Source organism: Luteibacter jiangsuensis (assembly GCF_011742555.1).
GTDB classification, from domain to species: Bacteria; Pseudomonadota; Gammaproteobacteria; order Xanthomonadales; family Rhodanobacteraceae; genus Luteibacter; species Luteibacter jiangsuensis.
Map to the genome: position 1 here is coordinate 239,774 of NZ_JAAQQR010000002.1, position 25,806 is coordinate 265,579.

Below are 25,806 nucleotides of genomic sequence, written 5' to 3' on the forward strand. Positions count from 1 at the left end.
GAACATGAAAGCAGTCATCCTTGCAGGCGGCCTCGGAACGCGTATCGCGGAAGAGTCCGATTACAAGCCAAAGCCGATGGTCGAGGTCGGGGGGCGCCCGCTGCTCTGGCACATCATGAAGAGCTACTCAAAGCACGGGATCAAGGACTTCGTGGTCTGTCTCGGCTACAAGGGCTACGTAATCAAGGAGTATTTCTTCAACTACTACCGCCACACAGCGGACCTCGAGATCAATCTCCGCACAGGCGAGGCATCGGTCCTGAATACGCAAGCCGAGGACTGGACAATAACCTTGATTGACACTGGCCAGGACACGATGACCGGCGGCCGGGTAAAGCGCGTTCGCCAATACCTCGGTGAGGAAACGTTCTGCCTCACCTATGGAGACGGCCTGTCCGACATCGATATTTCGCGAGAAATAGCGTTCCATCGCCAGCACGGCAAGATGGCGACCGTTGCCGCGGTACAGCCCCCCGGTCGCTTCGGCGTCCTCAACCTCGGCCAGGACTCGAACGTGGCGAGCTTCGAAGAGAAGCCCCAGGACGAAATCGGCTGGATCAATGGCGGCTTCTTTGTCCTCGAGCCGTCAGCGCTGGACTATATCGAGGGCGACGACACGTCCTTCGAGCGCGCCCCCCTTGCAAACCTCGCCAAGGATGGACAGCTCATGGCATTTCAGCACCATGGTTTCTGGCAGCCTTGCGATACGCTGCGCGACAAGCGTGAACTGCAGGCGCTATGGGACGCTGGCAGTGCCCCCTGGAAGGCATGACGATGCTGGATGAGCCCGCGCCCCTCACCGCACCGAGGAAAGGCAAGAACAACATCGTTCGTCTGGTCATTGGCTGCGGCCTGTCGGTCGCGTGCCTGTACTTTGTATTCCGCAACATCAGGCTCAAGGACGTCGAGCACGCGCTCGCAACGTTCCACTGGCCATATTTGATCGTTGGCGTGCTTTCCCTCGCCGTCGGTTACTCGGCGCGTATCTTCCGCTGGAAGATGCTACTGGAGGCATGCGGCCCGAGGGTTACGACGGCGGCATGTGCCGGTCCCTTCCTCGCTTCGATCGCCCTGAACAATGTCCTGCCGTTCCGCCTGGGCGACGTTGTCCGGGCACTCGTTTTTCCGACTGCCTTGGGTGTGACCAAGACCGGTGCCACCGCCACTCTCGTGCTCGAGCGGCTTGTTGACCTGCTTACATTGCTTGTCTGTCTCACCGTTGCAGCATCCTTCTTTCCGAAGCGTGCACTCCCCGCTTCGGTCGTCGATATCGTCATTGCCCTCTCGGTGATGGGCAGTGTCGCCTTGCTTGGCCTGATGCTTCTAACGGGTCCCATCGTGCGACTGACCCGGTGGTTCGCCACGCGGATCGAACCGAAGGCGCCGGCGAAGCTGGTGGTCCTGGTACGGGCGATCGCCGATCTCGTCGAAGCACTGCAGTCGATTTCACGCATCCGCACCGTCTTCGCGGCACTCGCCATATCCTTTGTCGCCTGGGCAGGCGAACTTGGCCTCTATCTCGCGCTCATGCAAGGCACAGGCATGGCGTTCTTCCTGCCCGGTGGTTTGCTGTTGATGTCGATGGCCACGATCGCCACGCTGGTGCCTTCCTCGCCGGGGTATGTCGGTCCTTACCACCTTGCCGCATTCACTGCAGCGCACCTGATGGGTGGATCGTCGACACAGGCCATGACACTGGCCATCCTGTGCCATCTGGGCGTGTGGCTTCCTACGACGGTCGCGGGCGCGATCGTCATGGCTTTCAATCGCAACCTGTTCAAAGCGGCGCGCAATCAGGCCTCGCTTGCGGCCTCCGGAGATACGACATGAACCATCCCGCCCCAATTTATGACGCGGCCATTGTGGGCGCAGGCTTCGCGGGCCTCGTTGCCGCGCTACGCCTCGCTCAGGCAGGCAAGAAAGTCGTCGTGCTCGAATCTGACTCGTCCCCAGGCGGCCTCGCCGGGACTTTCGACTTCGACGACGGCGTGCGCATCGAGAAGTTTTACCATCATTGGTTCAACAACGATGCTTATGTTCCGAAACTCGTTGAAGAACTCGGCCTGAGCGATCTCATCCTGACGTTACCTTCCAGAACGGGCATGTATTACAACGGCCGGCTGTGGAAGCTTTCCACGCCCCTCGACGTGCTTCGCTTCAGCCCGCTACCTTTCATCGACCGCATACGCCTCGGCTGGCTGGTTTTCCAGGTGCGGAAAGTCAAGGATTGGAAGGAAATCGAACATCTAACCATTCGCGAGTGGCTCGAACCGCTCTGTGGGAAGAAGGTGTTTGAGCTTGTCTGGGAGCCGCTCATTCGCTCGAAGTTTTCGGTGTTCGCAGAAGACATCAACGCTGTGTGGTTCTGGAAGAAGCTCGTGCTTCGTGGCAGCACCCGCGATCCGAAAGGCGGCGAGCAGCTCGCCTACTTCCGTGGCGGTTTCGGCCGGCTCGCGGAAGCCATCGCAGACCGGATCGTGTCTCTCGGTGGTGAAATCCGTTACAACGCACCGGTTACCGGTGCGATCACGGAAGGCGACCGGATCCAGGCGCTGCAGACGAACGACGGCGAGGTCGCCGCCAGGACCTTCCTCTTCACACCCTCCTTCAAGATCATCGCAAACATTCTGAAGGATGCGCCAAGGGCGTGGCTCGATTCGCTCGAACGTGTCAACTATCTTGGCAACGTCTGCCTCGTCATGGAACTGACGCATAGCCTGTCGGATACTTACTGGATCAACGTCAACGATCCTGGCTTCCCGTTCGTTGGCGTCATCGAGCACACGAATCTCGACGACAGTTCGCACTACGCCGGGCGTCATATCGTCTTCCTCTCACGCTATCTCGCAACGTCGGACGAGACATGGTCGATGAGCGATGAAGAGTACCTGCAGTACGCGCTACCTCACCTCGAGAGAATGTTCCCCAAGTTCCGGCGAGACTGGGTGAAAGAATTCCGTATCTGGCGAGCCGACTACGCACAACCGGTCACCGAGCGCGGTTACTCGAAATACGTCCCGGCGGAAGAGACTCCCTATCGAAATGCCCTGATCTCGACCATGGCGCAAATCTATCCCGAAGACCGTGGAACCAACTACGCCATCCGCGAAGGCTCGCGCATGTCGGAGCGCCTCTCTGAACTGTCCAGGCAGGATGCCTGATCATGGGTAACGGAGAAGGAGGCATCGGTTCTCACTTCGTGCGCGAGGGGCGCTCGCTGTCGGTGGCAGCCACGCTCGTGGTGGCTGCATGCATTTTCGCCCGGGTACTCCCGTATGGATTCAGCGCCAGTCCGGATCTCGCCCATCATTACGGCCTCATCCGCTGGCTGATGGAGCACTGGGGCGTCTCCACGGACGCTGCACCGATCCTTGGCGAGATGAGTATCTATCCGAGATACGCACACATACTGGCCGCCATTCTAGGCACCGGAGCACACTCGGCGTTCCTGGGGATGCAGCTCGTTGCCACGGCATCGCTCGTTATCTGCTGGATAGCGCTCGCCTGGATGTCGCAGGTCCTGCCTGGTCGTGCATCGTGGATATTCGTCTGTGCCTTCGTTGCCCTTCTCGCTTTCAACCGGGCGACCATCGGCCTGGATCTCGTTGGACACGAGATCGTGGTCAACTATTTCTTCTCGCAATTGGCGGGGCAGGCCTGCTTTCTGGCCATCGTAGCGTTCTGTGCGCGTACAGAGGCGGACAGAGGATTTGGAATCCTCTTGCCGCTCGTGGTGATCGTGCTGGCCGTACTCATGGCCGGCGTCCATCTCGTGCCAGCGATCGAAGGACTCGGATACGGACTGGTCCTGCTTTTTGCGCACGCGTTGTCGGATAGGCGGGCCTGGCTGCCGCGATCTGCCGTGCTTGTTGTCGCTTTAGGCATCGGGGTGGCGGCCATGTGCTTACACCCCGCATTCACCGCGTCCCGCTCCATCAGTGAGAACAACGGCTTTCTGCCACTGGCTGCGGTCACGACACTTCCGCGACTGATATTGCTTGCCGTGACCACCGGCCTCGCATCGCTGGGCCTGATCTGGATTTCACTTCCCTGGCAACGTATCCAGGTGCCACGGGTAGCCGCGATTGCCCGCCACATCGGTTCTGCGGGAGCCGCGATCGCTTTCCTCTGCATGCTGCAGGCGGTCGCAGCGGCCATGCACCTAGGCTCGGAATACGCGGTGCGAAAGTACGCCTTCGGACTTTCCACGATCCTGCTGACGGAGATCGCACTGCTGGTGGCCGTGTTCGGCGCGAAACGCTTTGCGCAAGGCTCCGCGCGCGCACCTCTCGCATGGTCGCAGCCAGCGATAGTTGTCGCCGCCTTATGGCTTTTTTCGTTCTCCGGCAGCCGTCCAGCCGTGGATGCGCCGTCGTTCCTGGCCCTGGAAAATGCAGCGACTGTGGCCAAGGACATTGGAGCCGTCAACGGAGCGCATCAAGCCTACGCCCGCGGCCTTGTCCTTGGTGACGTGAGCAATGTCGCCAACTATCTTGTGTCGCAAGCCATTTTCGGCGCACCACGCGACGAAAACGGCATGGCCCCGCTATACGATCGTGAGTTTCCGGCGCCCGAGGCCGTGGGCGCCATATTCAGTTCGACGAAAAATCCCAGTCTCTGGTCGGATGAGGGCTGCGTGCGGACACGGCTCGGGGGCGGATTTGTCGTTAGCGACGGGCAATGTATCCGCGCCAGGTTTTCAGACGCCTGCCGGGAGGCTCTCGTCTTCTCCTTCAAGGGCTTTCTCCCCGCCAGCATGATGACGGGCTTCAGCAACGCCGAGGTGGACGGGCGCTGGACTGAAGGGAATCGCGCGACCGTCACGTGTCGCAAGGCGGAGGGGAGCCCCGATTGGAAGGAGCTCAAGCTCGACGTTCAACCGTTCAGTCCGAATGGCCACGTGCAAACCGTCGAGCTTTCCATCAATGGCATTCCCGCAGGCACGTATTCGCTCACCGATGCCACCACGCTGAAGGTACCCCTTCCTGAGGAAGCTCGTAACGATCCCCATGCGCTCACGGTGTCATTCGCACTTCCCAACGCGCTCTCACCTAAGGAAGCGGGCTTGAGCGCCGATGCCCGCAAACTTGGGCTCATGCTGAAGACGCTTACCCTCCAATGAAGGTTTCGCTGCGGCGGCCCGGTGCCCGAGGCACGGCTCACGATCGGCCCGCTTGTCACTTGCCTAGCCCATCTGTGTAAAAAAAGGCCGGGAGCATGCTCCCGGCCTTTTCCATTTGCCGCAGGGCGAATCAGTTGTCGCCGAACAGGTCTCTTGTGTAGACCTTGTCCACCACGTCGGCAAGCGAATCTGACATGCGGTTGCTGACGATGACGTCCGCCTCCTGCTTGAAGCGTGCAAGGTCGTTCACGACCTTCGAGTGGAAAAAACTATCCGACTCGAGCACCGGTTCGTAGACGATGACTTCAACGCCTTTCGCCTTGATGCGCTTCATAATCCCCTGGATGCTCGACGAACGAAAGTTGTCCGATCCGCTCTTCATGATCAGCCGGTAGATCCCGACGACCTTCGGCTTGCGGCGCAGAATATCTTCGGCGATGAAATCCTTGCGCGTCGTGTTCGACTCGACGATGGCCTTGATCAGTGTCTGCGGAACGCTCTGATAGTTGGCGAGCAGCTGCTTGGTATCTTTGGGGAGGCAGTATCCGCCGTAACCAAAGGACGGGTTGTTGTAGCCGCCGCCTATACGCGGATCCAGCGAAATGCCCTCGATAATGTGCCGGCTATCGAGCCCGTGCGTTACCGCGTAAGTGTCCAGCTCATTGAAGTAGGATACGCGCATCGCAAGATACGTATTGGCGAACAACTTGATAGCCTCGGCCTCGGTTGAGTCCGTGAACAACACGGGTACGTTCTCCTTCTCGGCACCCTTCTCGAGCAAGCCGGCGAAAATTTTCGCCGGCTGCGAATGATCGCCTACGATGATGCGCGAGGGGTTGAGATTGTCGTAAAGCGCCTTGCCTTCCCGCAGGAACTCTGGCGAGAAGATGATGTTATCCACGCCGAACTTCTCGCGCAGCTTCTTCGTGTAACCCACCGGAATGGTCGACTTTATGATCATGGTCGCCTGGGGGTTGATCTCGATCACCTGCCTGACCACGGCCTCGATCGAGCCGGTGTTGAAGTAATTGGTGTCCGGATCGTAATCGGTCGGCGTGGCAATGATGACGAACGACGCATTCTCATAGGCATCTTTAGGATCGAGCGTCGCACGGAAATTCAACCCGCCTTCCGAAAGCGCGGCTTCAAGCTCCGCATCGACGATCGGGGAGCGCCTCTGGTTCAGCATGGCAACCTTGCTCTCCACAATGTCCAGTGCGACGACTTCGTTGGCCCTGGAAAGCAAGACGCCGTTTGACAAGCCTACGTAACCCGTTCCAACGACGGCAATTTTCATAGTAATGCTCATTCCAACTGATAGTGTTAGGTGATCCGTTTATCGACTCGGTGGCCGACCAGGTCATCGAAGGCTCGGGCACACGCTTTCTGAGGCAGACGACGGAAGATATACCGGCAATTGAGAGCGCGCGTCAGTTACCGACCATCGCTTCACATCCCGAGGTCATGCTTGTCCTGGGTGACTTCCAGGATCGGAAGCTCGGACCTCGTTCAGCCTTCTCCGCGTCATCTCGACAAGCGGTTCCGCGAGGCGAACAGCCAGGTAGAAGATCACCACCAGTTGCCACGCCGCATATGGCCAACGGACGTTGCTCATTATCTTCCACGCCGATCCCGTCACGAATGGCCGCCATAGCGCGCTGAATTCCGGGGCGTACCAGCAAAGATGTTCTTGTGCATAGTTGTCCGCCCAACAGACATCCGTCTCCCGCTGGCCAAACAAGTAGCCCTCCAGCGAAACCCACGCCGAGAGCAGAAGAACCAGCAACGTCAATGCGATGCGTATCGGCTCAGCTCGCGTCGATCGCAGGCCGACAGCAAGCAGGAGCGACGCCGGTACCGACATGAATAGAAAGAAGCGAGGCCCCCAGAACGAGCCCCCGTACCAGGCCCACCACTTCGCATAGGTCACGACAGGCAAGGCAAGAGCAATGAAGGCCACAAAGGTGGCCTTCCGATCCAGACCTAGGGCCCTCCTGATGTCGCCGAAAAAGCCTAGCAGCAGAGCTGGCATGAAGAACACCAGGCCCTTTCCGAAGGAGAGAGTGATAGCCATCAGTCCAAACAGTAATGGATAACTGAATCCTGGCCTTCCGGAATACGGCAAGACTGTAACGTTGCCGTGCTCGTCAGCCGAAAAATATCCTTGTCCGAGCCCAACGTGCTTGAACCACATCTCAAGCAGAACGAGAGCGACTGCAATGGGGACAGCGGCAAGGGGGGCCATTCTCCTGTAAAAGAGGAACAAGACCACCGCAAGCCCAACGAGCGACGGGAGCAACGCAGGCGTGTTCACGCATCCCAAGGCAAACAACACTGCGGATACCACGGGTCGCCGGTCGATTAGCAACGCCGCCAGGAACACTAATAGAGACGTCAACACCTCGCCATAGTAGTACTGCAGGTGGTGTGGAAACATCGACGCTGACAACATCAGCAGCCACCAGGCACGGCCAACAGCTGGTTTGTACCGGGCGGCGAGTTCGCGATAGATGAAGATGGTTAATGCCGAGAATGCGGAGAAGTTGAACCACGCGACGAACTTGACGACGTCTGCTTCAGCGAAGCGCCCGAGCCATGCAAGGGGCATGGACAGAATCGGTTGCACGAAGGAGAACTTCGAGAACGCCCCACCATCGCCCAAGAACGCCTGGATGGTCTGGAAGCGCACTGCTCCGTCGCCATCAACGGTGGGATGCAAGGTAAAAACCAACACGATGAAGCCGGCGCATATGAGCGCCCATTCCCATGCCCTGACTGCATCTTTCATACCGCCTCCTTTCGATTGTTCCTCGCCTGTATCAGAGTTGTGGGGCAGGTAGCTCCGCCGAGGCCGGGGCTACCCCACGGTCGTGCAGCCACAAGCGCCCTTCAAGGACCGCACTTACAACCAAATGTCCATGCTCACCCGGAGTCGCCGGCACAGTGAAAGTCACTCTGCGAGTGTCTGCCGGCATGATCTCCGACTCGCCGCCGATGTCCACACGAGGGAACCACCGGTCAGGATCAATCGGGGTTTGGTCGGCGACCTTCTGCCAAGAAAGACGCAGCGGATTAGGCACGGACCTAGTGGCCAATGCATGAAGCGAGCCATTGGCAATCGCCACTGTGACGCGATATGAGCCACCCTCTCGCTGCAGGGACTCGATCCGCAGAGATATGCCGGGGATCTCGCTCACGGGAATCTCGCTCAGAACGCCCTGAGAACAGGACGTCTGGCCGATAACAACTATCGGACCAGTTGCGCCCTTGGGCAAGGACTTCTTGAGTCGCTCGGCGAAGAAGCCCTTCGCTGAATCGAACCGGTACCACGCCTGCCGGCAGGGACCTTCGTCTGCGCGAGGATAGTAGCCAGGCGGAATGTTGCCCGAGTAGCCATTCAACGTCGGCAGCCCCTTCTCCTGCGCCAGGATCACGCCATCGAGCTCAGAATCGTAGGATGCAACGTCCGACTTCAGGGGATTGAAAACGACGGCCCGGACGGGCATCGGCGAAGGAAGCTCACTGGCAAGCTGCGCAATGCGTCCCCGGGCTCGTTCGATATCCAACTTGATGGTAGTCGTAGCGACTGATTCGCCGATCATCATTATGACGAGTGCCACACCAAGGACTTTCCATCTACCTCTCGCGGAGCTCACGGCATCCACGCCGATAGCTACCAACAGTGCGACAGGCAGCGTCATCACCACCACGATGCGCGAGACTGCCCGAACCGATGTAATCCCTGGCAGCCTCGCGATAACCATGTACAGCGAGTGGCCACCCACACTCAACGTGAGTACCGCAAGCAGCAGGATGGAAACCAGTGCCACCCACCGCATGCGAAGCGTCGAGTGGATCAGTGCAACGGCTACCAGTCCCAGAATGCCGACACCGAAAAACATTTGCTGCTCGGGTCGCATCGGTACCGCGGTAACGAATCGGCGACTCAGATCACCCCAAACGGTGGACGCATCCGCCAAGAGGTAGCTCTGCAGTCGCGGAAGCATCGTCACGATCTCTTCGGGAGCGCGCTGGAATCCGTAAACCTTCGAATAGTGGAGATACGGATGCATCAGCCAGGCCAGGGCAAGCGCAGCGACGACGATCATCATCACAGCCCGAATCAGCTGCTGCCGCGTCGCTGGCTCCTTCCACCGGCGCCACTGCCCGAACCAATGCTTTGGCCCGTAACCCTCGACCATCCACCCAGCCACTGCCCATGCGCCGATAAGCAGCAGCATGAAGTAGCCAAGATAAATGGCGATGTAAAACTGCGCCGTCGTGGCGAACGCGAGCCAGCCGAGCCACTGCCACTCGCTAGACTCGCGAAAACGCTGCCACAGCAGCAGACCCGCGGGTATCAGGCAGCGAAACGTCAGCTGCGCGTGCCCATGCGTCGCTATGACGGGCAACGAGAAGGTGAAGGCGAATGCACCCAGCGCGCTTGCCAAGGGCGAGAGCCCCAGCTTGCGGAACACAACGTGACATACGATGAAGTTGCTTAGGTACCCCGACAGATACCAGATATCGAAGGCGTTGTAACGATCCCATCCCAGCGAGCGAATCACCGCATAGAGCCAGGCCGTACCCCAATGGTTATCAGAGAACGTCAGAGCGCCAGGCATTGGGTAAAAGAACGACGGGCTCATGAGACTGCGATCGCTACCGGTCACCCAGCGATAGAAGTGTTCAAGCACGACGCTATTGAAGCGCGCATCACCAAGGTCACCAGGCAGGCAACTCAGATTGCAGGTCTGCGCAAGTGGCACAAACCAGAAGCCAACGAGAAGCACCACGAACGGCACCGCCCAACGCCAGACCCGGCCACTCGCCATCGAGCCACGAGCAGAATGAAGCTGAGAGATAGGGTGCATTTGCGATTCCTTCGCCGTCAGTGGCAGCGATAGTCCGTTGCCATCACGCTGTTGCGGAAAGGATCGGTCAGCGCATCGGTATATTGACCCATCAACAGACGATGAGTCGGCAAGAGGTTCTTCCGGTAGAAGCGGCTGAATGTCGCAAGGCGCGCGCCCCACGGCGTCAGCTTCACGCAGCCGTTCTGGATTACGATCGTGCCCGACTGAAGCTGTTCGGTAAGGCGCACCTCGACCAGATGGTGCTCACGCACATACTCTTCGGTAAAGACTTGTCGGAATGCGTCCTCACGGATGCCGCCGCCACGCTGCTCGAGCTTCTCCAGGATATAGAACGAGAGCGAGCGATCGATAACCGTCGGCACCGAAATGGCAAATGCATAGCCGCCGAGCAACCAGATGAGGACGAGCTGCGCAACTTCCAGACCTGTGAATTCGCGAAACCAACGGAGCGTGGCGAATGCGCCGATAACCAACACCGCTCCAATCACGGCATCCAGGATCGTGGCATAGAACACCACGTTGACACGGAAGTACCGCATGTGGATGTAGTAGATCGCCAGGAGCGCTACGACATAGACCACCGAGGGAATAAGAGCACGTAGATACTTGTTCATTTGAATACCAGGAGCTTGTTCGCGACGAAGCTGAAAGCCATCTGCATGCATGTCGCAAGGACGAACCCGACGCGATAGTCGAAACCGAGGCGATCTGCCCAGACGTACATCACGGTCGCATGCAGCAATGCGATGACGGCATAGATGCCGAGGAACAGCGAACCCTGCCTCACCAGGCTGCCTTCCTGTCCACGGAAGACAAAGTAGCGGCTACCAAGGAACGAGGCGGTTATGCCGAAACATGCTGCGACGGCGTTGGCTTCACCGGCAAGGGGAAAATGCAGCACCTCCATACAGAAGCGCAGCACGCCGAAATGGATCGCCGTCGCGAAGAGGCCATTGATAATGTAGCGGACGACCTGCCCACCCAGCGCCGCACTAGCGCTCGCGGGCATACAGCACCTCGGCGACGAACTCGCGGTAACCACTGGGGCTCAGAACGCCGCCACCACGCATCATGCCGGACAGCATCAGGATGATCAGCGTGAGTGCCGCAGTCTGCAGGAACACCAACAAGAGAATGCCAAATGCCAGCGAAAACCAGCCCGGCGTCGCGAAGCCAAGTGTCTTGAGGACCATCGCAGTGATTCCGCCCACCACCGACAGAGCGGCCACGAGCGTACAGGCGATACCCACGCGAACGAGCACGTCTTCCGCGAAGACCATGAGAGCGCGAAATCCGTGGAGCGCGAGACCGACGAAATTCATCTTGCTCTTTCCCGCGTAACGCGGGCCCCGATCAAGCGAGCAGCTCTGCACACGCAGCTTGGACCCAAGCACGCAGGCGGCTACGTGCGTCCACAGTTCCTGCATCGACGCCAAGCGGCGCACGGCCGGCATTTTTGCCGCCATGAAGTTGCCGAAGCTGATCTTGCGCCCGCTCAGCAGTGAGAAAAGCGTTTTGTATACGACGTAGAACACCTTGAACTTGACCGACTCGACGCGGCTCTTACGCGCACCCACAACGACATCGATGTCAGGAGACGACAGGCCCGCCACGAGCTCTGTAATACTTTCCGGTGTGTCCTCGCCATCGGAATCCATGACGATCACCATCGCGTCGTCGCCGAAGTGCTCAACGACGTAGCTAAGGCCAATGGCGATGGCGCGCTGATGCCCTACGTTGCGGCGCAGCCGCACGACAACGCCGTCAAGGCCCGCAGCCGCGATCGCAGCCACGTCGAGGGGCTGGCGAACAGAACCGTCATCAACGGCGACGATGTACGTATCGGCCCCCTGCGTCCGTGCCAATTCCCGGAAAAGCCGGGTGGATGCCTCGACATCCTCGTACACCGGCATGACCACCAGCTTTCTTGTCGCCATCGCGCTCATCCCTGCAGGCGGTGTCGGAAGTATGCAATCGTTTCCTTCAAGCCATCTTCGAGGTTGACCTTGGGTTCCCAGCCAAACGTCGCCTTTGCCAGGCTGATGTCGGGCTGACGCTGCTTCGGGTCGTCCGACGGGAGCGGCCGGTAGACGATGGTCGAGGTGCCACCGACGAGACGGACCACGGTTTCAGCCAGCTCGAGCATGGTGAATTCGCCCGGGTTGCCGATGTTTACCGGCCCGGTGAAATCCGCCGGGGAATCCATTAGCCTGAGCATGCCTTCGATAAGATCGTCGACATAGCAGAAGCTGCGGGTCTGCGTGCCATCGCCATAAATGGTAATTGGCTCGCCCTTGAGCGCCTGCACGATGAAGTTACTGACTACGCGCCCATCGTTGGGATGCATGCGGGGGCCATACGTATTGAAGATACGCATGACCTTGACTTCGAGGTTGTGCTGACGCCAGTAGTCGAAAAACAGGGTTTCGGCACAACGCTTGCCCTCGTCGTAGCAGCTGCGGATGCCGATCGGATTGACGCGTCCCCAGTAGCCTTCGACCTGCGGGTGAATCTCCGGGTCGCCATAGACTTCACTTGTGCTCGCCTGGAGGATGCGGGCGCCGACGCGCTTGGCCAGTCCAAGCATGTTGATCGCCCCGTGTACGCTGGTCTTGGTAGTCTGCACCGGGTCGTGCTGATAGTGTACCGGTGATGCTGGGCACGCCAGGTTGAAGATGCGATCGACTTCGACGTACAGCGGAAACGTGACGTCGTGGCGCATGAGTTCGAAGCGCGGGTGCTTCAGCAGCCCGTCCACATTGGCTTTGCTGCCTGTGTAGAAGTTATCGACGCACAGCACGTCGTGACCGGCCTCCACGAGGCGGTCGCACAGATGGGATCCAAGGAACCCGGCCCCGCCGGTCACCAAAACGCGTTGTTGAAGTTCAGACATTTCCATTCCTCGGGATCCACGGTTGCTGTGATTGCCGCAGAGCGCACGCCCTGGTGCCACCCAGCCCCCCAAATTCCTTCGATTGTATGCGAACTTGTTCGAATCCGCCGCGACGCGCCAAGAACGACCGAATAAGTCTTGTTATTTCAATGCCTTGAGTCTTCATCACTACTCGGCGCGCCGCAGGCCATACTACGGCCGGCCGCATGATCGCCCTGGGGCATTCGGCCTAATAGACTCAAGAGCCCAACCAGCAGGAGGATTTGGATGTCGTCAGCCATTGAAAGTCGCTTCCCTGGGATCGTTCAACCACTGCCTCTGCCCCCTGGCCAGGACGAGGCATCGCTTCGAACCTGGCTCGAGGGACTCTCCCTTGACGGAGCCCCCCGGGCCGAACTGGCCAACTACCTGGACGAGGATTTCCGGCGATTTGTTTACACACTGGGGCTGGTGCCCGAAAAGACAGGGCGGCTTCTGGAGATCGGTGCCAATCCCTACTTCACCACCGTCCTCCTCAAGCGCTTTCGCCAGTACGACGTCCACTGCAGCAATTATTTCGGCGTCAATGGTGGCGGCGGCCGCCAGAGGGTGGTGCATACCCCGTCTGGCGAGGAGTTCCCCATCGACTACCTGAATAACAACGTCGATGTCGAAGACATCCCCTTCCCCGGACCGTTCGATGTCATCCTGTTCTGTGAAGTCATCGAGCACCTCGTGTCCGACCCACTGAACGCCCTCCGTCGTATCAAGGAACGCCTGGCGCCCGGCGGGACGCTGATACTGACCACCCCTAACGTCAACCGGCTTGAGAACATCGTCAGAATGCTGGCCGGCGCGAATATTTATGATCCGATCTCGGGGTACGGCGTGTATGGGCGACACAATCGCGAGTACAACAAGCACGAGCTCTTCCTCATGCTCGACCATCTCGGCTTCGATCTCGAGACGATGTTCTCGTCCGATGTCCACGAGAATCTTTCCGATAATTACTACTCGACTGAGCGGCTCGCGGAACACATATGTTCCACACCCAACCGCATCCACGATCTGGGCCAATATATCTTTCTCCGCGCTCGCAACAACCGCCCTGCCAAACCAGGTAAGCCGCGGTGGCTGTACCGGAGCTACGCCGAGACCGAACTCTGCGACTGAACGGACGCTCTGGAGCCCCCGCCGGAGGGCCTGGCTCCCGCTATAATCGGCCGGTTAACGTACCTTTGGAGCGGAACACATGATTGTCCCAGTCATTCTCAGCGGCGGCAGCGGAACCCGTCTCTGGCCTCTTTCACGGAAGAACCGCCCCAAGCAATTTCTGGCCCTGGTAGGCAACACCACGCTCTTCCAGCAGACCGTCGAGCGCACACAGAAGCTGGGCGATGCCCGCTCGCCCATCGTGGTTTGCAGCGAGGATCACCGCTTCACCGTCGCCGAGCAGCTCCAGGAGCTCGGTCTCGGCGGCTCGTCGATCCTGCTTGAGCCCGCCGCCCGCAATACGGCTCCGGCCATCGCCCTGGCAGCCATGCAGGCCCGTCAGAACGACCCGGAGGCCATCCTGCTGGTGCTACCGGCGGACCACCTGATCGGCGACGAAACGAGCTTCGTGGACGCGGTGAAGCGTGCCACGCCTTTGGCGGCGCAGGACTGGCTCGTGACATTTGGCATTCGCCCCGAGGCCCCTGAAACCGGCTTTGGCTACATCAAGCGCGCCGATGCCGTTTCCGACAGCGGTTTCAAGGTGGCCAAGTTCGTCGAGAAGCCCAACGCGGAGGCCGCCGCCCAGTACGTCCAGAGCGGCGACTTCGATTGGAACTCCGGAATGTTCCTGTTCAAGGCATCGCGCTATCTGGAAGAACTCGAGAAACATTCGCCGGCCATCTATACCGCAACCGCCAGGGTGTTCGCTACCGCGCAACCGGACCTCGACTTCGTCCGCTTCGACAAGGCCAGCATGATCGAGGTCCCGGATGACTCCATCGACTATGCTGTCATGGAAAAGACCGACCGTGCCGCGGTGGTTCCGGTAAGCTGCCGCTGGAGCGATATCGGCTCCTGGTCCGCGCTTTGGGAGGCCGCCGACAAGGACGCTGACGGAAACGCAATGCAAGGCGACGTCATTGCACTCGATACCCACAATACTTTGGTTCGCACTTACGAAAGGCACATGGTCGCGACCATAGGCCTTGACGACGTCGTGATCGTCGCCACGCCCGATGCGACGCTCGTCGCCGCGCGCGACAAGGTCCAGGACGTCAAGAAGATCGTCGACCAGCTCAGCAGCGCAGGACGCAGTGAGCATCAGGCCCATCGCCAGGTCTATCGTCCGTGGGGCAGCTACGACTCCATCGATATGGGCGAGCGCTTCCAGGTCAAGCGCATCGTTGTCAAGCCGGGCTCCGTCCTCAGCCTGCAGATGCACCATCACCGCGCCGAACACTGGATCGTGGTGTCAGGCACGGCCGAGGTGACCTGCGGCGAGAAGGTGTTCCTGCTGACCGAGAACCAGAGCACGTACATTCCGCTAGGCGTAACGCACCGCCTTCGTAACGTCGGCAAGGTGCCGCTCGAACTAATCGAAGTGCAGTCAGGTAGCTACCTGGGTGAGGATGATATCGTCCGCTTCGAGGACGTTTACGGCCGCGCTTGATGCCAAAGGCTCAGGGAAAAGGCGGACCGATTCAATCGGCCCGCCTTTCTTATGCCGGCGTCCCGCCGATCAGGCCTTGCAACTCGGCCGTCTTATCCTTCATCAGCGACGTATCGCCGCGCGCCTCGACGTTCAGGCGAAGCAACGGCTCGGTATTCGACGAGCGAAGATTGAAACGCCAGGTTCCGAACGACATGCTGACACCATCGATATTCTCGACGCTCTCGGCCGCGGCCTTATAGTGCTCGACGATACGCGCAACCGTCGCAGGGGCGTCATCCACACGGAAGTTGATTTCACCACTGCATGGATAGGCGGCCATGCGCTCCGCCAGCATGTCGGCCAGGGATGTGCCGGTCTTGCCGATCCGCTCTGCGACGAGCAACCACGGAATCATCCCTGAGTCGCAATAGGCGAAATCACGGAAGTAGTGGTGCGCGCTCATTTCGCCGCCGTAGACAGCATCTTCGGAGCGCATGCGCTCCTTGATGAAGGCGTGACCCGTCTTGCTCTCGACAGCGATGCCGCCCGCCGCGGCCACCATGTCGACCGTGTTCCAGGTGAGGCGGGGATCGTGGATGATCTTCGAACCCGGATGCTTCTCGAGCAGTTGGGCAGCAAGCAGACCCACGATGTAATAGCCTTCGATGAAACCGCCCTGTGCGTCGAACAGGAAGCACCGATCGAAGTCCCCGTCCCACGCTATGCCCAGATCGGCGCCAGCAGCGATCACGGCCCTCGCCGTCGCATCGCGATTCTCAGGAAGCAGCGGATTGGGAATACCGTTGGGAAAGGTACCGTCGGGCTCGTGGTTCACGCGAATGAAGGTGAAGGGCAAGTGTGGCTCCAGCAGATCCACGATCGCCCCGGCACCGCCGTTGCCTGCGTTCACCACGATCTTCAGCGGGCGCAGGGCGGTCACGTCGATATAGCTCAACAGGTGGGCGATATAGGCCGACTTGTCGTGGTCCGCGCGGACAGCGCCGCGGGCCGGAACCGGTCCATCAAACGCGTTTTCCTCGACCATACGTTCGATATCGCGAAGACCGGTGTCGCCGCTGATCGGACGCGCGCCTTCGCGCACCAGCTTCATGCCGTTGTAGTCGATCGGATTATGACTCGCGGTGACCATGATGCCGCCACCCACCCCGCGATGCGCGGTCTGGAAATACACTTCTTCCGTACCGCACAGGCCGATGTCGATCACACTGCGGCCTTCGTCGGCAAGTCCACGGGCCACTTCGACAGCGAATGTGGGGCTGTCCAGACGGATGTCGTATCCGACGACCACCTCACCCTCGCCTACAGTGCGCGCAAATGCGCGACCAATGCGATAGGCGATATCTGCGTTGAGTTCATCCGGAACCCGGCCACGGATGTCGTAAGCCTTGAAGCACTTCATACGAATTCCTGGAGGCGCGCTCAGCGCGCCGGCAAAGGATTGTCAAACATCCACTCGAGTGTCGTGCGCAGCGGGATGATGTCGAGGGGACCAATCAAGGACTGTAGACGGCGATTGTCGCCCGTGAGGCGAGCCACCTCGTTACCGCGGATGAAGGCGGGATTTACCCGCACTTCGATCTCGTACCCGGCGATCTCCTGCATCATGGCAATAACCTGCATCAACGAGACCGACGTTCCCGAGCAAAGGTTGACGGTCTGCCCAGCGGCATTCGCCGACAGCAGGCGAACATAGGCATCGGCGACGAAGCGCACGTCCTGGAAGTCGCGTGCGACGTCGATATTGCCCAGCTCGATCGTGCGTTCGCCACGCTGGAAGTGCGAGACGATTTTCGGAAGAAGAAAGTTCTCCGCTTGCCCGACGCCCGTGTAGTTGAACGGCCGCGCAAAAATGAGAGGCAACCGATCGGACCAGAGCTTTGCCATATATTCCATGGCCAGCTTGCTGACGGCATAGTCATTCGCCGGCGATGGAGCGACCGACTCGCTCAACAGTTCAACATCGCTATTGCCGTAGACGTTGGCGCTACTGGCCAGCAACACCGCACGAGGACGCTCTCGCAACGCCGCCAGCGATTCCATAAGGTGTCGTGTACCGACGACGTTCGTGCGATACATTTCATCGACGTCGCCATGGGCCACGAACGCAATTGCGGCAAGATGGATCACCGCGTCGGGACGCGCGGTGTTGATGGCGCGAGCCACACCTGCACGGTCAAGAAGGTTGACGGAGGTCGAATCGAGGTCCTCCGGCTGTTCAGCCAGCCCCAGGACCTCGTAGCCCGCCGAACGCAGGGCAGTCGCCACGTACCGGCCTGTGAAACCCTTATGGCCGGTAACGAGCACCCTGCCGGGCTTACCCTCAGAACGAAGCGTCACGTTCGTTCCGGCGCAGGTCGGCTTCAACCATCATCTTGCACAGGTTCTCGAGTGTGGTCTCGGGCTTCCAACCCAGCTTTTCAAAGGCCTTGGAGGGGTCGCCAATGAGGAGTTCGACTTCCGCCGGGCGGTAGAACTTCGGATTGATCTTTACCAGGACCTTGCCCGTCTTGCGGCAGGTGCCTGTCTCATTTTCCTCGCTGCCCTTCCACTCGATATCGATGTCGACGGCGGCAAAGGCGAGGGTCACGAAATCACGCACGGTCTCCGTGCGATTGGTGGCGAGTACATAGGTGTCCGGCTCATCCGCCTGCAGCATGCGCCACATGCCCTCGACATATTCCTTGGCAAAGCCCCAGTCACGCTTCGCGTCGAGGTTGCCCAACTCCAGCACGTCCAGCTTGCCAAGCTTGATCCTCGCAACCGCGTCCGTGATCTTGCGGGTGACGAACTCGCGGCCGCGCAGTGGCGACTCATGGTTGAACAGGATGCCACTGGAACCGAAGATGCCGTATGACTCGCGGTAGTTCACCGTGATCCAGTGCGCATAAAGTTTGGCCACGCCATAAGGGCTACGCGGATAGAACGGCGTGTCTTCCTTCTGGGGCACGGCTTGCACCTTGCCGAACATCTCCGAGGTCGACGCCTGATAGAAACGGATCTTCGGATTGACGATGCGAATGGCTTCGAGCATGTGCAGAGCGCCAACGCCGGTGATGGCCGCCGTGGTCGCCGGCTGGTCGAAGGAGACACCGACGAAGCTCTGTGCCGCGAGGTTGTAGACCTCGGTCGCCCCGGTGACCTGAAGCAGGCGGATCGCCGAACCGCTGTCGGTCAGGTCGAATTCGACCAGCTCGAGGTTCGGATGGTTCTGGATGCCCAGCTCTTCGATGCGCCAGAAGTTGACCGAGCTCGTGCGCCGATAGGTTCCGTAGACGCGGTAGCCCTTTTCGAGGAGCAACTCCGCCAGGTAGGCGCCATCCTGACCCGAAATTCCGGTGATCAATGCTGTTTTCATCTGTTTCCGTCGCTGTAAATAATTGATTTAGCTACGCCGCCCATTTTCCATGACGGGCCCGATCGACTCAAGTCCGAACGCACTTTTCAGACCATTGCCTAGGTAGCGGGAACAATTTCCAGGCACTGGAAAAGGAGTCTCGCGCCAGCGTCGACCATGATCCGTACCTGTACGTCCGTTGTGTCCTCTTCCAGGACGAGATTGAACACCCCGATAGTTCCGGCTCCAGCAAGCAGCGGGTACGAGCCGAGCCGCCAGCGTCCGGCCTGGGAGACCACGTCCATCCAGGCGTTTCCGGATTCGCCCACGAAGTCGCCAAGGACCCGGACGGAATAATGGCCAGCGGCGAGCTCGAACGCCGGCGTTCCGAAAAGCAGTCCCGGCAAGCGTGTCGTGGCACGGCATTCCCTGGACAGGTGCCCTGTCGTCGCCTCTGCCCGATAGTCGCTGGCAAGGAACCGACGATCGCCATCCGACCTCCAACTGTCTTGCCAACCATCGTTGACCACGACCTCGACCAACTGGGCGGCGCTCTGCTCCCATGTCAGCCACGGCATGCGTTGGGATTCCGGCGCCCGCTCCTGTGCATGAAGGTCGACCCAGTGCTGTATGGCGTCGGCCAGTGGCTCCGCATCGAAACCGCTGAAATAAAAGGCGTGGTCACCGGCAACCTCCCGGAATACCGGCAAGTCCCGCGCGACGATCGGGAGGCCGTACTGGGCCGCCTCGATCAGGGGCAGGCCGAAACCTTCACCTTCGGACGCCGCCAGGAGCGCCGAAGCTGCGTGATACATCGCAATCAACTCATTGTCGCTGGCCTTCTCGAGCCAGAACAGCCGCTTGCCAAGCTGAGGGCTATGCCGCAACCGGGACGCCAGCTTCTCGACATGCCAACCTTGCTTGCCGACGATGACCAGGTTCACCGGGACGCCACGACGCCAGAGTTCCTCGAAAGCCGCCAGCGCCTGACCATGTCCCTTCCGCGGCTCGACGGTACCGACCATCAAGAGGGTCGGCTGAGAATCCAACCCGGATGGCAGTGCCGACGGATTGGCGGCCTCCGAAACACCCTTGGCCAGGTCGGCACCCAAGTGGAACCAGCCGAGCTGCAGCGATGCGGCTCGTGCTGGCGCCACCTGAGGAAGCCAACGCTTGAACTCTTCAGCGACGGTGCGCGAAATAGCCACGATACCGTCGGCCACTTCCGCTATCGTCTCGTACCATGCACGAAATGTCGGCAGCCCCGGGGGGTCGAAACAATCGGGTCGGACGAGCGGAAGCATGTCGTACACCACGAACGTTACCTTTACGCCGAGGCTCCGCATCCTTACGAACGCGTTCTTGTGATCGGGTACCAGGTGCGCCGCGAGGTCGAGCCCCAGGAAGATGTCCCCCTGTCGAAAATCGACGGGGCTGTCGCCAGGAAGCGTCGTCGTGTTATGGAACCGTCTGCCTACGTAAGAGCGGGCATAACGAAAGACATCCCCCGCATGAAGATAGACCGGCTCCACCCGAAAGCCTTCCGGCACGGCGCCGAGCAGTTCCGCCACGATGTGCCTGACAACACGTTGAATGCCCGTACCTGCGTCGGTGACAACGAGTTGCGAAATGTCCACATATAAAGCCCGCTGCGTGAAACGAGCTGACGCGTTCTCTGCCAGCGCAGCCGCCAGCCTGGCAAGATCGTCCGTTGCGAGCGAGGAAACACCGGGGATCGAAACCAGTTCGTCGATATGCGACGTTGCGGGGTTCGACTCTTTCAAGAGCGACGGTTCTGCGACACGCCAACGTGGCGAGCCAAATCCCAGCAGCGCCATGGGCAAGTCAGTGAGTCCATCGGCGACCTCTCGGCGATCGAGAGCCGCATACCCCCCCCATCCATAGAGCATTGCCGACAGGAGAGCCGGATTGCCGCGAATCAAGGCCCGCGCAACCTGGTCGCAGGTATCGTCGTAAGCCAACAAGGTTGCATCGCAGTCCTTGACTGCATCGAGCAACCATGCGGACGAGGCGTCATTCCATATCGCGACATACACCTCGTCAAACATCGACGCGACGAATGAGTGAATCGAATGTTTCTTCCAGGCGGCAGGAAGCCGCGCATTCGCGAATGCCTGCTGACCAAGGTCGCCAAAGACATCCACGGAACCCGGCAGGTTGGCCACAGCCTCGAGAGAGCCGCCCCGGCTCAACAACGCGACTTTTCGCGATACGGGCTCAATAGAGCCCGGCGCCTGGGACGGCACGACCTTCCCGGCGGCAAAGCGGCGCTCCATCGCGTCCCATGCGACCCGCGCGGATTCGGACCACGAAAACCGTTTCGCCTGTTCAAGCCCGTGCTGACGCATTCGGGCACGGAAACTTTCGTCCGTGAGCCCCCGGTGCAACGCCCCTGTTATCGACGGCACATCGTACGGATCGAAGAGGGCCTCATCACACCCGATGACCTCGGGCAGACTCGTTGTGTTCGAGCCGATTACAACGGCTCCGCACGACATGGCCTCCAAAGCCGGCAGCCCGAATCCCTCGTGAGTCGATGGGAATGCGTACAGCGCACAGGCATTGTAGAAACGCACGAGTTCGTCGTCACTGACGAAGCCCGTGAAAACAAGCTCATCGACCGAAAGCCCGTGCATGTCACGCGCATTCTTGAGGTCTTCGTGTTCGGGATCGCCAATACCCCCGACGAACACAAGCTGATGCGCCTCCCGGTCCGCCTCCGGCAGGGACGCGTAAGCCTCGATAAGCCGCACGAGGTTCTTTCGCGAGTCGTACCCACCTGCGTACATGACGAAGGGCTTGACGACACCGTACTTGCGACCGACGGCGCTCGTGCTCGCCGGGCCAGTCAACGGCTCGAAAATGGGATCGACGGCCGCGGAAATGTTCACCACCGACTCGGGCTGCACGCCCAGAAGACTGTATGCTTCCTGCGTCGTGTACTCCGATATTCCCAGCAGGAGGTCGCAACGGCGAAGATGCTCAAGCTTGCGCATGTACCAGGTGGCAACGCGCGAATTGGCCAAGTACGCATCAGGCAGAACCAGTGGAATCAGATCGAATACGACCGCAACTTGAATAGCGGAAGATCCAGATCGAACCGAAGTGACCACGGAGTCGCCATAGCCATCTACCATGCTCATGGTCAGGACGACATCCGCGCGAAAAGTCTCGATGAACTGTTCTCGAAGACATTCAGCGACCAGACCACGCACATGATTGGCCGGATCGACAGCCGCGGTAGGAGGCATGCTCTGCCAGCAGACCACCCGGTCCTCCGGCACTACATCGCGGAGGATGTCGCGTAGAAGCGCCGCGGAGGAGACCATCGCTCCGTTGAGGAGAAACCAGACCTCGTGATCCCTGCGTGCGAGTGCCATGGCCTTGGCAAGAGCAAGGCAGTAACGCCCTACCCCCCGAATGCGGCCGCCAGGTGACTGGCACGCCTGCAGGTCGATCAGTACACGCATCAAATTCCCCAATTCCCCAACAGAAGCCAGATCAACGACTCGATTTACGCTCAATGGCAGTACGCAACCGCCGCTCCATGGCTTCCGCGCTTTCCGTCATGGCCACAGGCGGGCTATCGCCCACCCCCATTACCACGGGAGGGAAGAGGAAAGCCCGTGCCCGCCGACCGATCCGGGTCTGCGGGCCGGCCACGGCGCGCACTGCGGCCCGAAGCCCCGGGATACGCAACGCAAGACGCATCAGCGGCTTCGACGCCCTGGCAGCACGTACGACGGCCGGGCGGCTGACCCCCCAGATCAGGCGCGCGCCCCGCCGGGCCTGCACCTTGAATACCCGGATCGGCGCCGTCATGCGCCACGACGTGCTGTGCAACATGGCATGAATCATGTCTTCGCGCCGCGAAACTTCCGACTGGAGCAAAGCAACCTGGCGGGTCAGTTCGTGATGTTGCTGAAGCATACGGGTGTGTTCCCGAATCATGCCCTCATGTACCGCATCGCGCCGGGCCACGGCAGCCGCAACATCCTCTTCAGCACGGGCCCGCAAGCGCGTGTACTCCTCCGTCGCCAGGCCCAGGCTGCGGGACAGATCGGCCACGATCGATCGCAATGAACCGACCTCGCCATCCAGATGCTGGACGCGCTCCGTGAGGTTATGCGCCTGAAGATGGAACTCCGCTCGCTGTTCACGCGCCTTCCGGTCACGCGCTCGCTCGAAGTTGTCGAATATGTTTGGCGGCGCATTGAAGGCGGGAAGCAACTCATCGTGCTCCTTCGCAACGAAAAAGAGATTCAGCCCGTCGTAGTAGGCCCGGAGGTAACCACGGTCGGTAAGCAGGCTCTCCCACTGCCAGGCGGTACTCACTTGACTGTTCGGCGCCGTCGCCTCGACCACGACGATCCACGGGCGCACCTTCTCGAACGAGCAGGACGCAAGCGCGGCGCGCTCGGCACCTTCGCAGTCCACTTTCAGGAAATGGATCTCGTCGAATGCGTGCTCGTCAAGGATCTCGTCAAGAGGAACGGCACGCACGGTGCGCTCAATGACATCTCGCCCTTCATCGGCGTATCGGGCCGCGAGCGCCGGGTCGGTCGTCGAAAGACCGGTGCCCTGCACCTCGAAGAAAGAGAGATTGCCACCATCGCCGACCGCAACATTGAGGTTGACGTCATGAGGCCTGTCTTCTTCGAGCATGTCGAACCAGTGCTTTACCGGCTCGATGTTTATGCCGCGCCACCCCTCCAGCGAAAATGCCTTGGTGACGGAGTCGTCAACCGGGTGCTGAGCCCCGATATCGACATAAACACCATGTCGCACGTGCTTGAGCACACGATGCAACATGACGTCTTCGAAATTCTGAGCGTAAGTAACAAAAGTCATGGCAGGGACTTGATGTCGATCTGGGGAGGGATCCAGGCGCTGCCAACGAAATGAGCCTGCGAATGGTTGGCTACCGTGAAGATCAGAGCCAGGTCCCGCCACTCGTAGTTATCGACCAAGTGAGTATCGGTACTCACCAACGCGGTCGAAATCGAATAGCTACCGGGGCCCAGGTTCATCTTGAACCGAGCCACGTAGGACAGCGTGCAACCGGCAGCAACGTCGTTGACAACTTGCTTGGTGTGAAAAGTGTTGGTTCCAAAGACCGGCTGCCCGAGCCGATCCTTGATCATGTATCCCAACACCAACCGCGGAATGTCGGCTCTCGCTTCGACATCAATCCGCAATTCGACATCCTGCCCGACATCGATGAATTCAATTCGTTCTCCGTCCATGGAGTGGATCTGGATATCCTTGACGACGGCCTCGAGCGTTCCAGACGTGGTCTGCACCTGCCCCGTCTCCAAACGCTCCACCTTCATCGTACTGTTTTCGCGCTCGGCAATGAGAGCGTTATAGGCGTCCATGACTTCAACGGGATCGCCGTCGCGAAAAACACGCCCCCCCTGAAGCAGGATCGCGCGATCACACATGCTCTGGACGGCACCGCTGTCGTGCGACACGATCAGCAGAGTCGTTCCCTCTTCGCGGAACTCCTTGATACGTTTGAAGCACTTGTGCTGGAAGTACGCGTCTCCGACAGACAGCGCCTCGTCAACAATGAGGATATCCGGGCGAAAGGCCGTAGCAACGCTGAAGGCAACCCGCATCTGCATGCCGCTTGAGTACGTGCGCACGTGCTCGTCGAAGTAGTCGCCGATCTCAGCGAAGGACTCGATGTCCGGCATGGCGGCATCGATCTGTTCGCGCGAGAAGCCCATCAGCCCCGCGGCGTGATACACGTTCTGGCGGCCGGTGAGGTCCGCATTGAAGCCCATACCCAGCTCGAGGATCGCGGCGATGCGTCCGTGCACAGCGACCGAGCCCTCGGTAGGCATCAGGGTGCGCGTGATCAGTTTGAGAAGGGTGCTCTTGCCGGCACCGTTCTGACCGACGATGCCAACCGCCTCGCCACGCCCGACGGAGAAGGAAATATCGCGAAGCACCCAATGTTCGTTACGCGGTGTCACACTCGCCCCGAACCACGTCGCAAAGCGCTTGAACTCGCTTCCGTAGTCTCGAAACGCCTTGCCCAGCCCTTTTACCTCGAGGACGTTCGACATCACAGCACATCCACCATTTCCGGCGCGGCGCGCCTGAACATCAGGAATGCGATCGCCAGCAGGATCACGCTGCCAGCAGCCGTCCAGGCGAGCGGAGCGAGTGCCGGCGATTGTCCGTAAAGCAATACGTTCTGGAAGGACGAGACAATGTAGTACATCGGATTTGCCGCGATGATGCGACCGAAGCCGGATGGCAGGATGGTCGGCATGTAGACAATGGGTGTGATCCAGAACCACAACTGCAGAACCACTGCCATCACCTGACCGACGTCGCGGACGAAGACGTTGATGACCCCGAGCAGCAACCCCAGACCCAATGAAAACGCCACATTGATTGCCATCAGTAGCGGAAGCCAGAGGAAAGCCCAGGTCGGCGCATGACCTACGATGGTGAAAATGAGGATCGTTGCTACAAACAGGAAAATATTGCTGACCAGAGCCGATCCCACGGCAATGAACGGCAGCGTCGCCCGCGGGAAGTAGATCTTCTTCATCAGGTTGCCGTTGTCGACGAATAGCGTCAGCGACCGGGTCACCACCTCGATGAACAGCGACCAGGCCAGCATACCTGCCATCAGATAGATGGAATACGCGTACTGATTGGTCGTGCCGGGAAGCTTCGCACCCATCACCCGGGAAAGAACGACCGAGTAGATGGCAACCTGCGCCAGCGGCTGCAGGATCATCCAGGCAGCACCCAGCCGGCTACGGGCAAAGCGTGCCTTCAGATCGTTCTTGACCGAAGAAAGAATGAAGTGGCGGTAGCGCCAGACGGCACGTAACAACTCGCTCATGGGGTCATTCTTCTTTCGCGGCGGCGGACGGCTGACAAACCACA

At 59.8% G+C, this 25,806-nt stretch carries 20 protein-coding genes; 6 read left to right on the forward strand and 14 right to left on the reverse strand.

Going from position 1 to position 25,806, the window contains the following annotated elements; all coding sequences use genetic code 11:
* The first annotated feature begins 4 nt into the window (after nucleotides 1-4).
* The 4 genes from rfbF to HBF26_RS04725 are packed head-to-tail and all read left to right on the forward strand — an operon-like array spanning nucleotide 5 to nucleotide 5,122.
* The gene (rfbF, locus tag HBF26_RS04710; protein WP_167123600.1) at nucleotides 5-772 is read left to right on the forward strand and encodes a glucose-1-phosphate cytidylyltransferase; all 768 of its coding nucleotides are present in this window, start codon (nucleotides 5-7) and stop codon (nucleotides 770-772) included.
* Nucleotides 769-1,830, forward strand: a complete 1,062-nt coding sequence (locus HBF26_RS04715) for a lysylphosphatidylglycerol synthase transmembrane domain-containing protein (RefSeq protein ID WP_167123602.1) — start codon at nucleotides 769-771, stop codon at nucleotides 1,828-1,830. The genes rfbF and HBF26_RS04715 overlap by 4 nt, the downstream gene beginning before the upstream one ends.
* The gene (locus HBF26_RS04720; RefSeq protein ID WP_167123604.1) at nucleotides 1,827-3,161 is read left to right on the forward strand and encodes an NAD(P)/FAD-dependent oxidoreductase; all 1,335 of its coding nucleotides are present in this window, start codon (nucleotides 1,827-1,829) and stop codon (nucleotides 3,159-3,161) included. The genes HBF26_RS04715 and HBF26_RS04720 overlap by 4 nt, the downstream gene beginning before the upstream one ends.
* 2 nt (nucleotides 3,162-3,163) lie before the next feature.
* Nucleotides 3,164-5,122: a hypothetical protein gene (locus tag HBF26_RS04725; protein WP_167123606.1), complete on the forward strand. Its 1,959-nt coding sequence runs from the start codon at nucleotides 3,164-3,166 to the stop codon at nucleotides 5,120-5,122.
* A 130-nt stretch (nucleotides 5,123-5,252) separates the two neighbouring features.
* Here HBF26_RS04725 and HBF26_RS04730 read toward each other — a convergent pair whose 3' ends face one another.
* The 7 genes from HBF26_RS04730 to HBF26_RS04760 form a co-directional block, all read right to left on the reverse strand.
* A complete protein-coding gene (locus HBF26_RS04730) occupies nucleotides 5,253-6,419 on the reverse strand; it encodes a nucleotide sugar dehydrogenase (protein ID WP_167123608.1) in 1,167 nt (388 codons plus the stop codon).
* 165 nt (nucleotides 6,420-6,584) lie between these two features.
* Nucleotides 6,585-7,910 (reverse strand): hypothetical protein, encoded by a 1,326-nt coding sequence (locus HBF26_RS04735; protein ID WP_167123610.1) that lies wholly within the window; start codon nucleotides 7,908-7,910, stop codon nucleotides 6,585-6,587.
* Between the two features lie 31 nt (nucleotides 7,911-7,941).
* On the reverse strand, nucleotides 7,942-9,918 hold the full coding sequence (locus HBF26_RS04740) for a hypothetical protein (RefSeq protein WP_167123612.1): 1,977 nt from the start codon (nucleotides 9,916-9,918) through the stop codon (nucleotides 7,942-7,944).
* A 95-nt stretch (nucleotides 9,919-10,013) separates the two neighbouring features.
* Nucleotides 10,014-10,613: a hypothetical protein gene (locus HBF26_RS04745; RefSeq protein WP_167123614.1), complete on the reverse strand. Its 600-nt coding sequence runs from the start codon at nucleotides 10,611-10,613 to the stop codon at nucleotides 10,014-10,016.
* Nucleotides 10,610-11,008, reverse strand: coding sequence for a GtrA family protein (locus HBF26_RS04750; protein WP_167123616.1), 399 nt, complete (start codon nucleotides 11,006-11,008; stop codon nucleotides 10,610-10,612). The genes HBF26_RS04745 and HBF26_RS04750 overlap by 4 nt, the downstream gene beginning before the upstream one ends.
* Nucleotides 10,992-11,945, reverse strand: coding sequence for a glycosyltransferase (locus HBF26_RS04755; RefSeq protein ID WP_167123618.1), 954 nt, complete (start codon nucleotides 11,943-11,945; stop codon nucleotides 10,992-10,994). Before HBF26_RS04755 ends, HBF26_RS04750 begins: the two co-directional genes overlap by 17 nt.
* Entirely contained in the window at nucleotides 11,942-12,892 is a 951-nt protein-coding gene (locus tag HBF26_RS04760) for a UDP-glucuronic acid decarboxylase family protein (protein WP_167123620.1), read from the reverse strand. Before HBF26_RS04760 ends, HBF26_RS04755 begins: the two co-directional genes overlap by 4 nt.
* Before the next feature lie 267 nt (nucleotides 12,893-13,159).
* Between HBF26_RS04760 and HBF26_RS04765 the strand changes: the two genes are divergently transcribed.
* Nucleotides 13,160-14,044, forward strand: a complete 885-nt coding sequence (locus HBF26_RS04765) for a class I SAM-dependent methyltransferase (protein WP_167123622.1) — start codon at nucleotides 13,160-13,162, stop codon at nucleotides 14,042-14,044.
* 79 nt (nucleotides 14,045-14,123) lie between these two features.
* A complete protein-coding gene (locus tag HBF26_RS04770; RefSeq protein ID WP_167123624.1) occupies nucleotides 14,124-15,536 on the forward strand; it encodes a mannose-1-phosphate guanylyltransferase/mannose-6-phosphate isomerase in 1,413 nt (470 codons plus the stop codon).
* 49 nt (nucleotides 15,537-15,585) lie between these two features.
* Here HBF26_RS04770 and HBF26_RS04775 read toward each other — a convergent pair whose 3' ends face one another.
* The 7 genes from HBF26_RS04775 to HBF26_RS04805 form a co-directional block, all read right to left on the reverse strand.
* The gene (locus tag HBF26_RS04775) at nucleotides 15,586-16,938 is read right to left on the reverse strand and encodes a phosphohexomutase domain-containing protein (RefSeq protein WP_193569778.1); all 1,353 of its coding nucleotides are present in this window, start codon (nucleotides 16,936-16,938) and stop codon (nucleotides 15,586-15,588) included.
* 20 nt (nucleotides 16,939-16,958) lie between these two features.
* Nucleotides 16,959-17,876: an NAD-dependent epimerase/dehydratase family protein gene (locus HBF26_RS04780; protein WP_167123626.1), complete on the reverse strand. Its 918-nt coding sequence runs from the start codon at nucleotides 17,874-17,876 to the stop codon at nucleotides 16,959-16,961.
* On the reverse strand, nucleotides 17,860-18,894 hold the full coding sequence (gmd, locus tag HBF26_RS04785) for a GDP-mannose 4,6-dehydratase (protein ID WP_167123629.1): 1,035 nt from the start codon (nucleotides 18,892-18,894) through the stop codon (nucleotides 17,860-17,862). The genes HBF26_RS04780 and gmd overlap by 17 nt, the downstream gene beginning before the upstream one ends.
* 98 nt (nucleotides 18,895-18,992) lie before the next feature.
* Complete coding sequence (locus tag HBF26_RS04790; protein ID WP_167123631.1) at nucleotides 18,993-22,364, reverse strand: glycosyltransferase family 4 protein; 3,372 nt, start codon at nucleotides 22,362-22,364, stop codon at nucleotides 18,993-18,995.
* Nucleotides 22,365-22,395: 31 nt separating this feature from the next.
* Nucleotides 22,396-23,745: an FkbM family methyltransferase gene (locus HBF26_RS04795; protein WP_167123633.1), complete on the reverse strand. Its 1,350-nt coding sequence runs from the start codon at nucleotides 23,743-23,745 to the stop codon at nucleotides 22,396-22,398.
* Nucleotides 23,742-24,968: an ABC transporter ATP-binding protein gene (locus HBF26_RS04800; protein ID WP_167123635.1), complete on the reverse strand. Its 1,227-nt coding sequence runs from the start codon at nucleotides 24,966-24,968 to the stop codon at nucleotides 23,742-23,744. Before HBF26_RS04800 ends, HBF26_RS04795 begins: the two co-directional genes overlap by 4 nt.
* Nucleotides 24,968-25,762: an ABC transporter permease gene (locus HBF26_RS04805; protein ID WP_167123637.1), complete on the reverse strand. Its 795-nt coding sequence runs from the start codon at nucleotides 25,760-25,762 to the stop codon at nucleotides 24,968-24,970. The genes HBF26_RS04800 and HBF26_RS04805 overlap by 1 nt, the downstream gene beginning before the upstream one ends.
* Nucleotides 25,763-25,806: the final 44 nt, after the last annotated feature.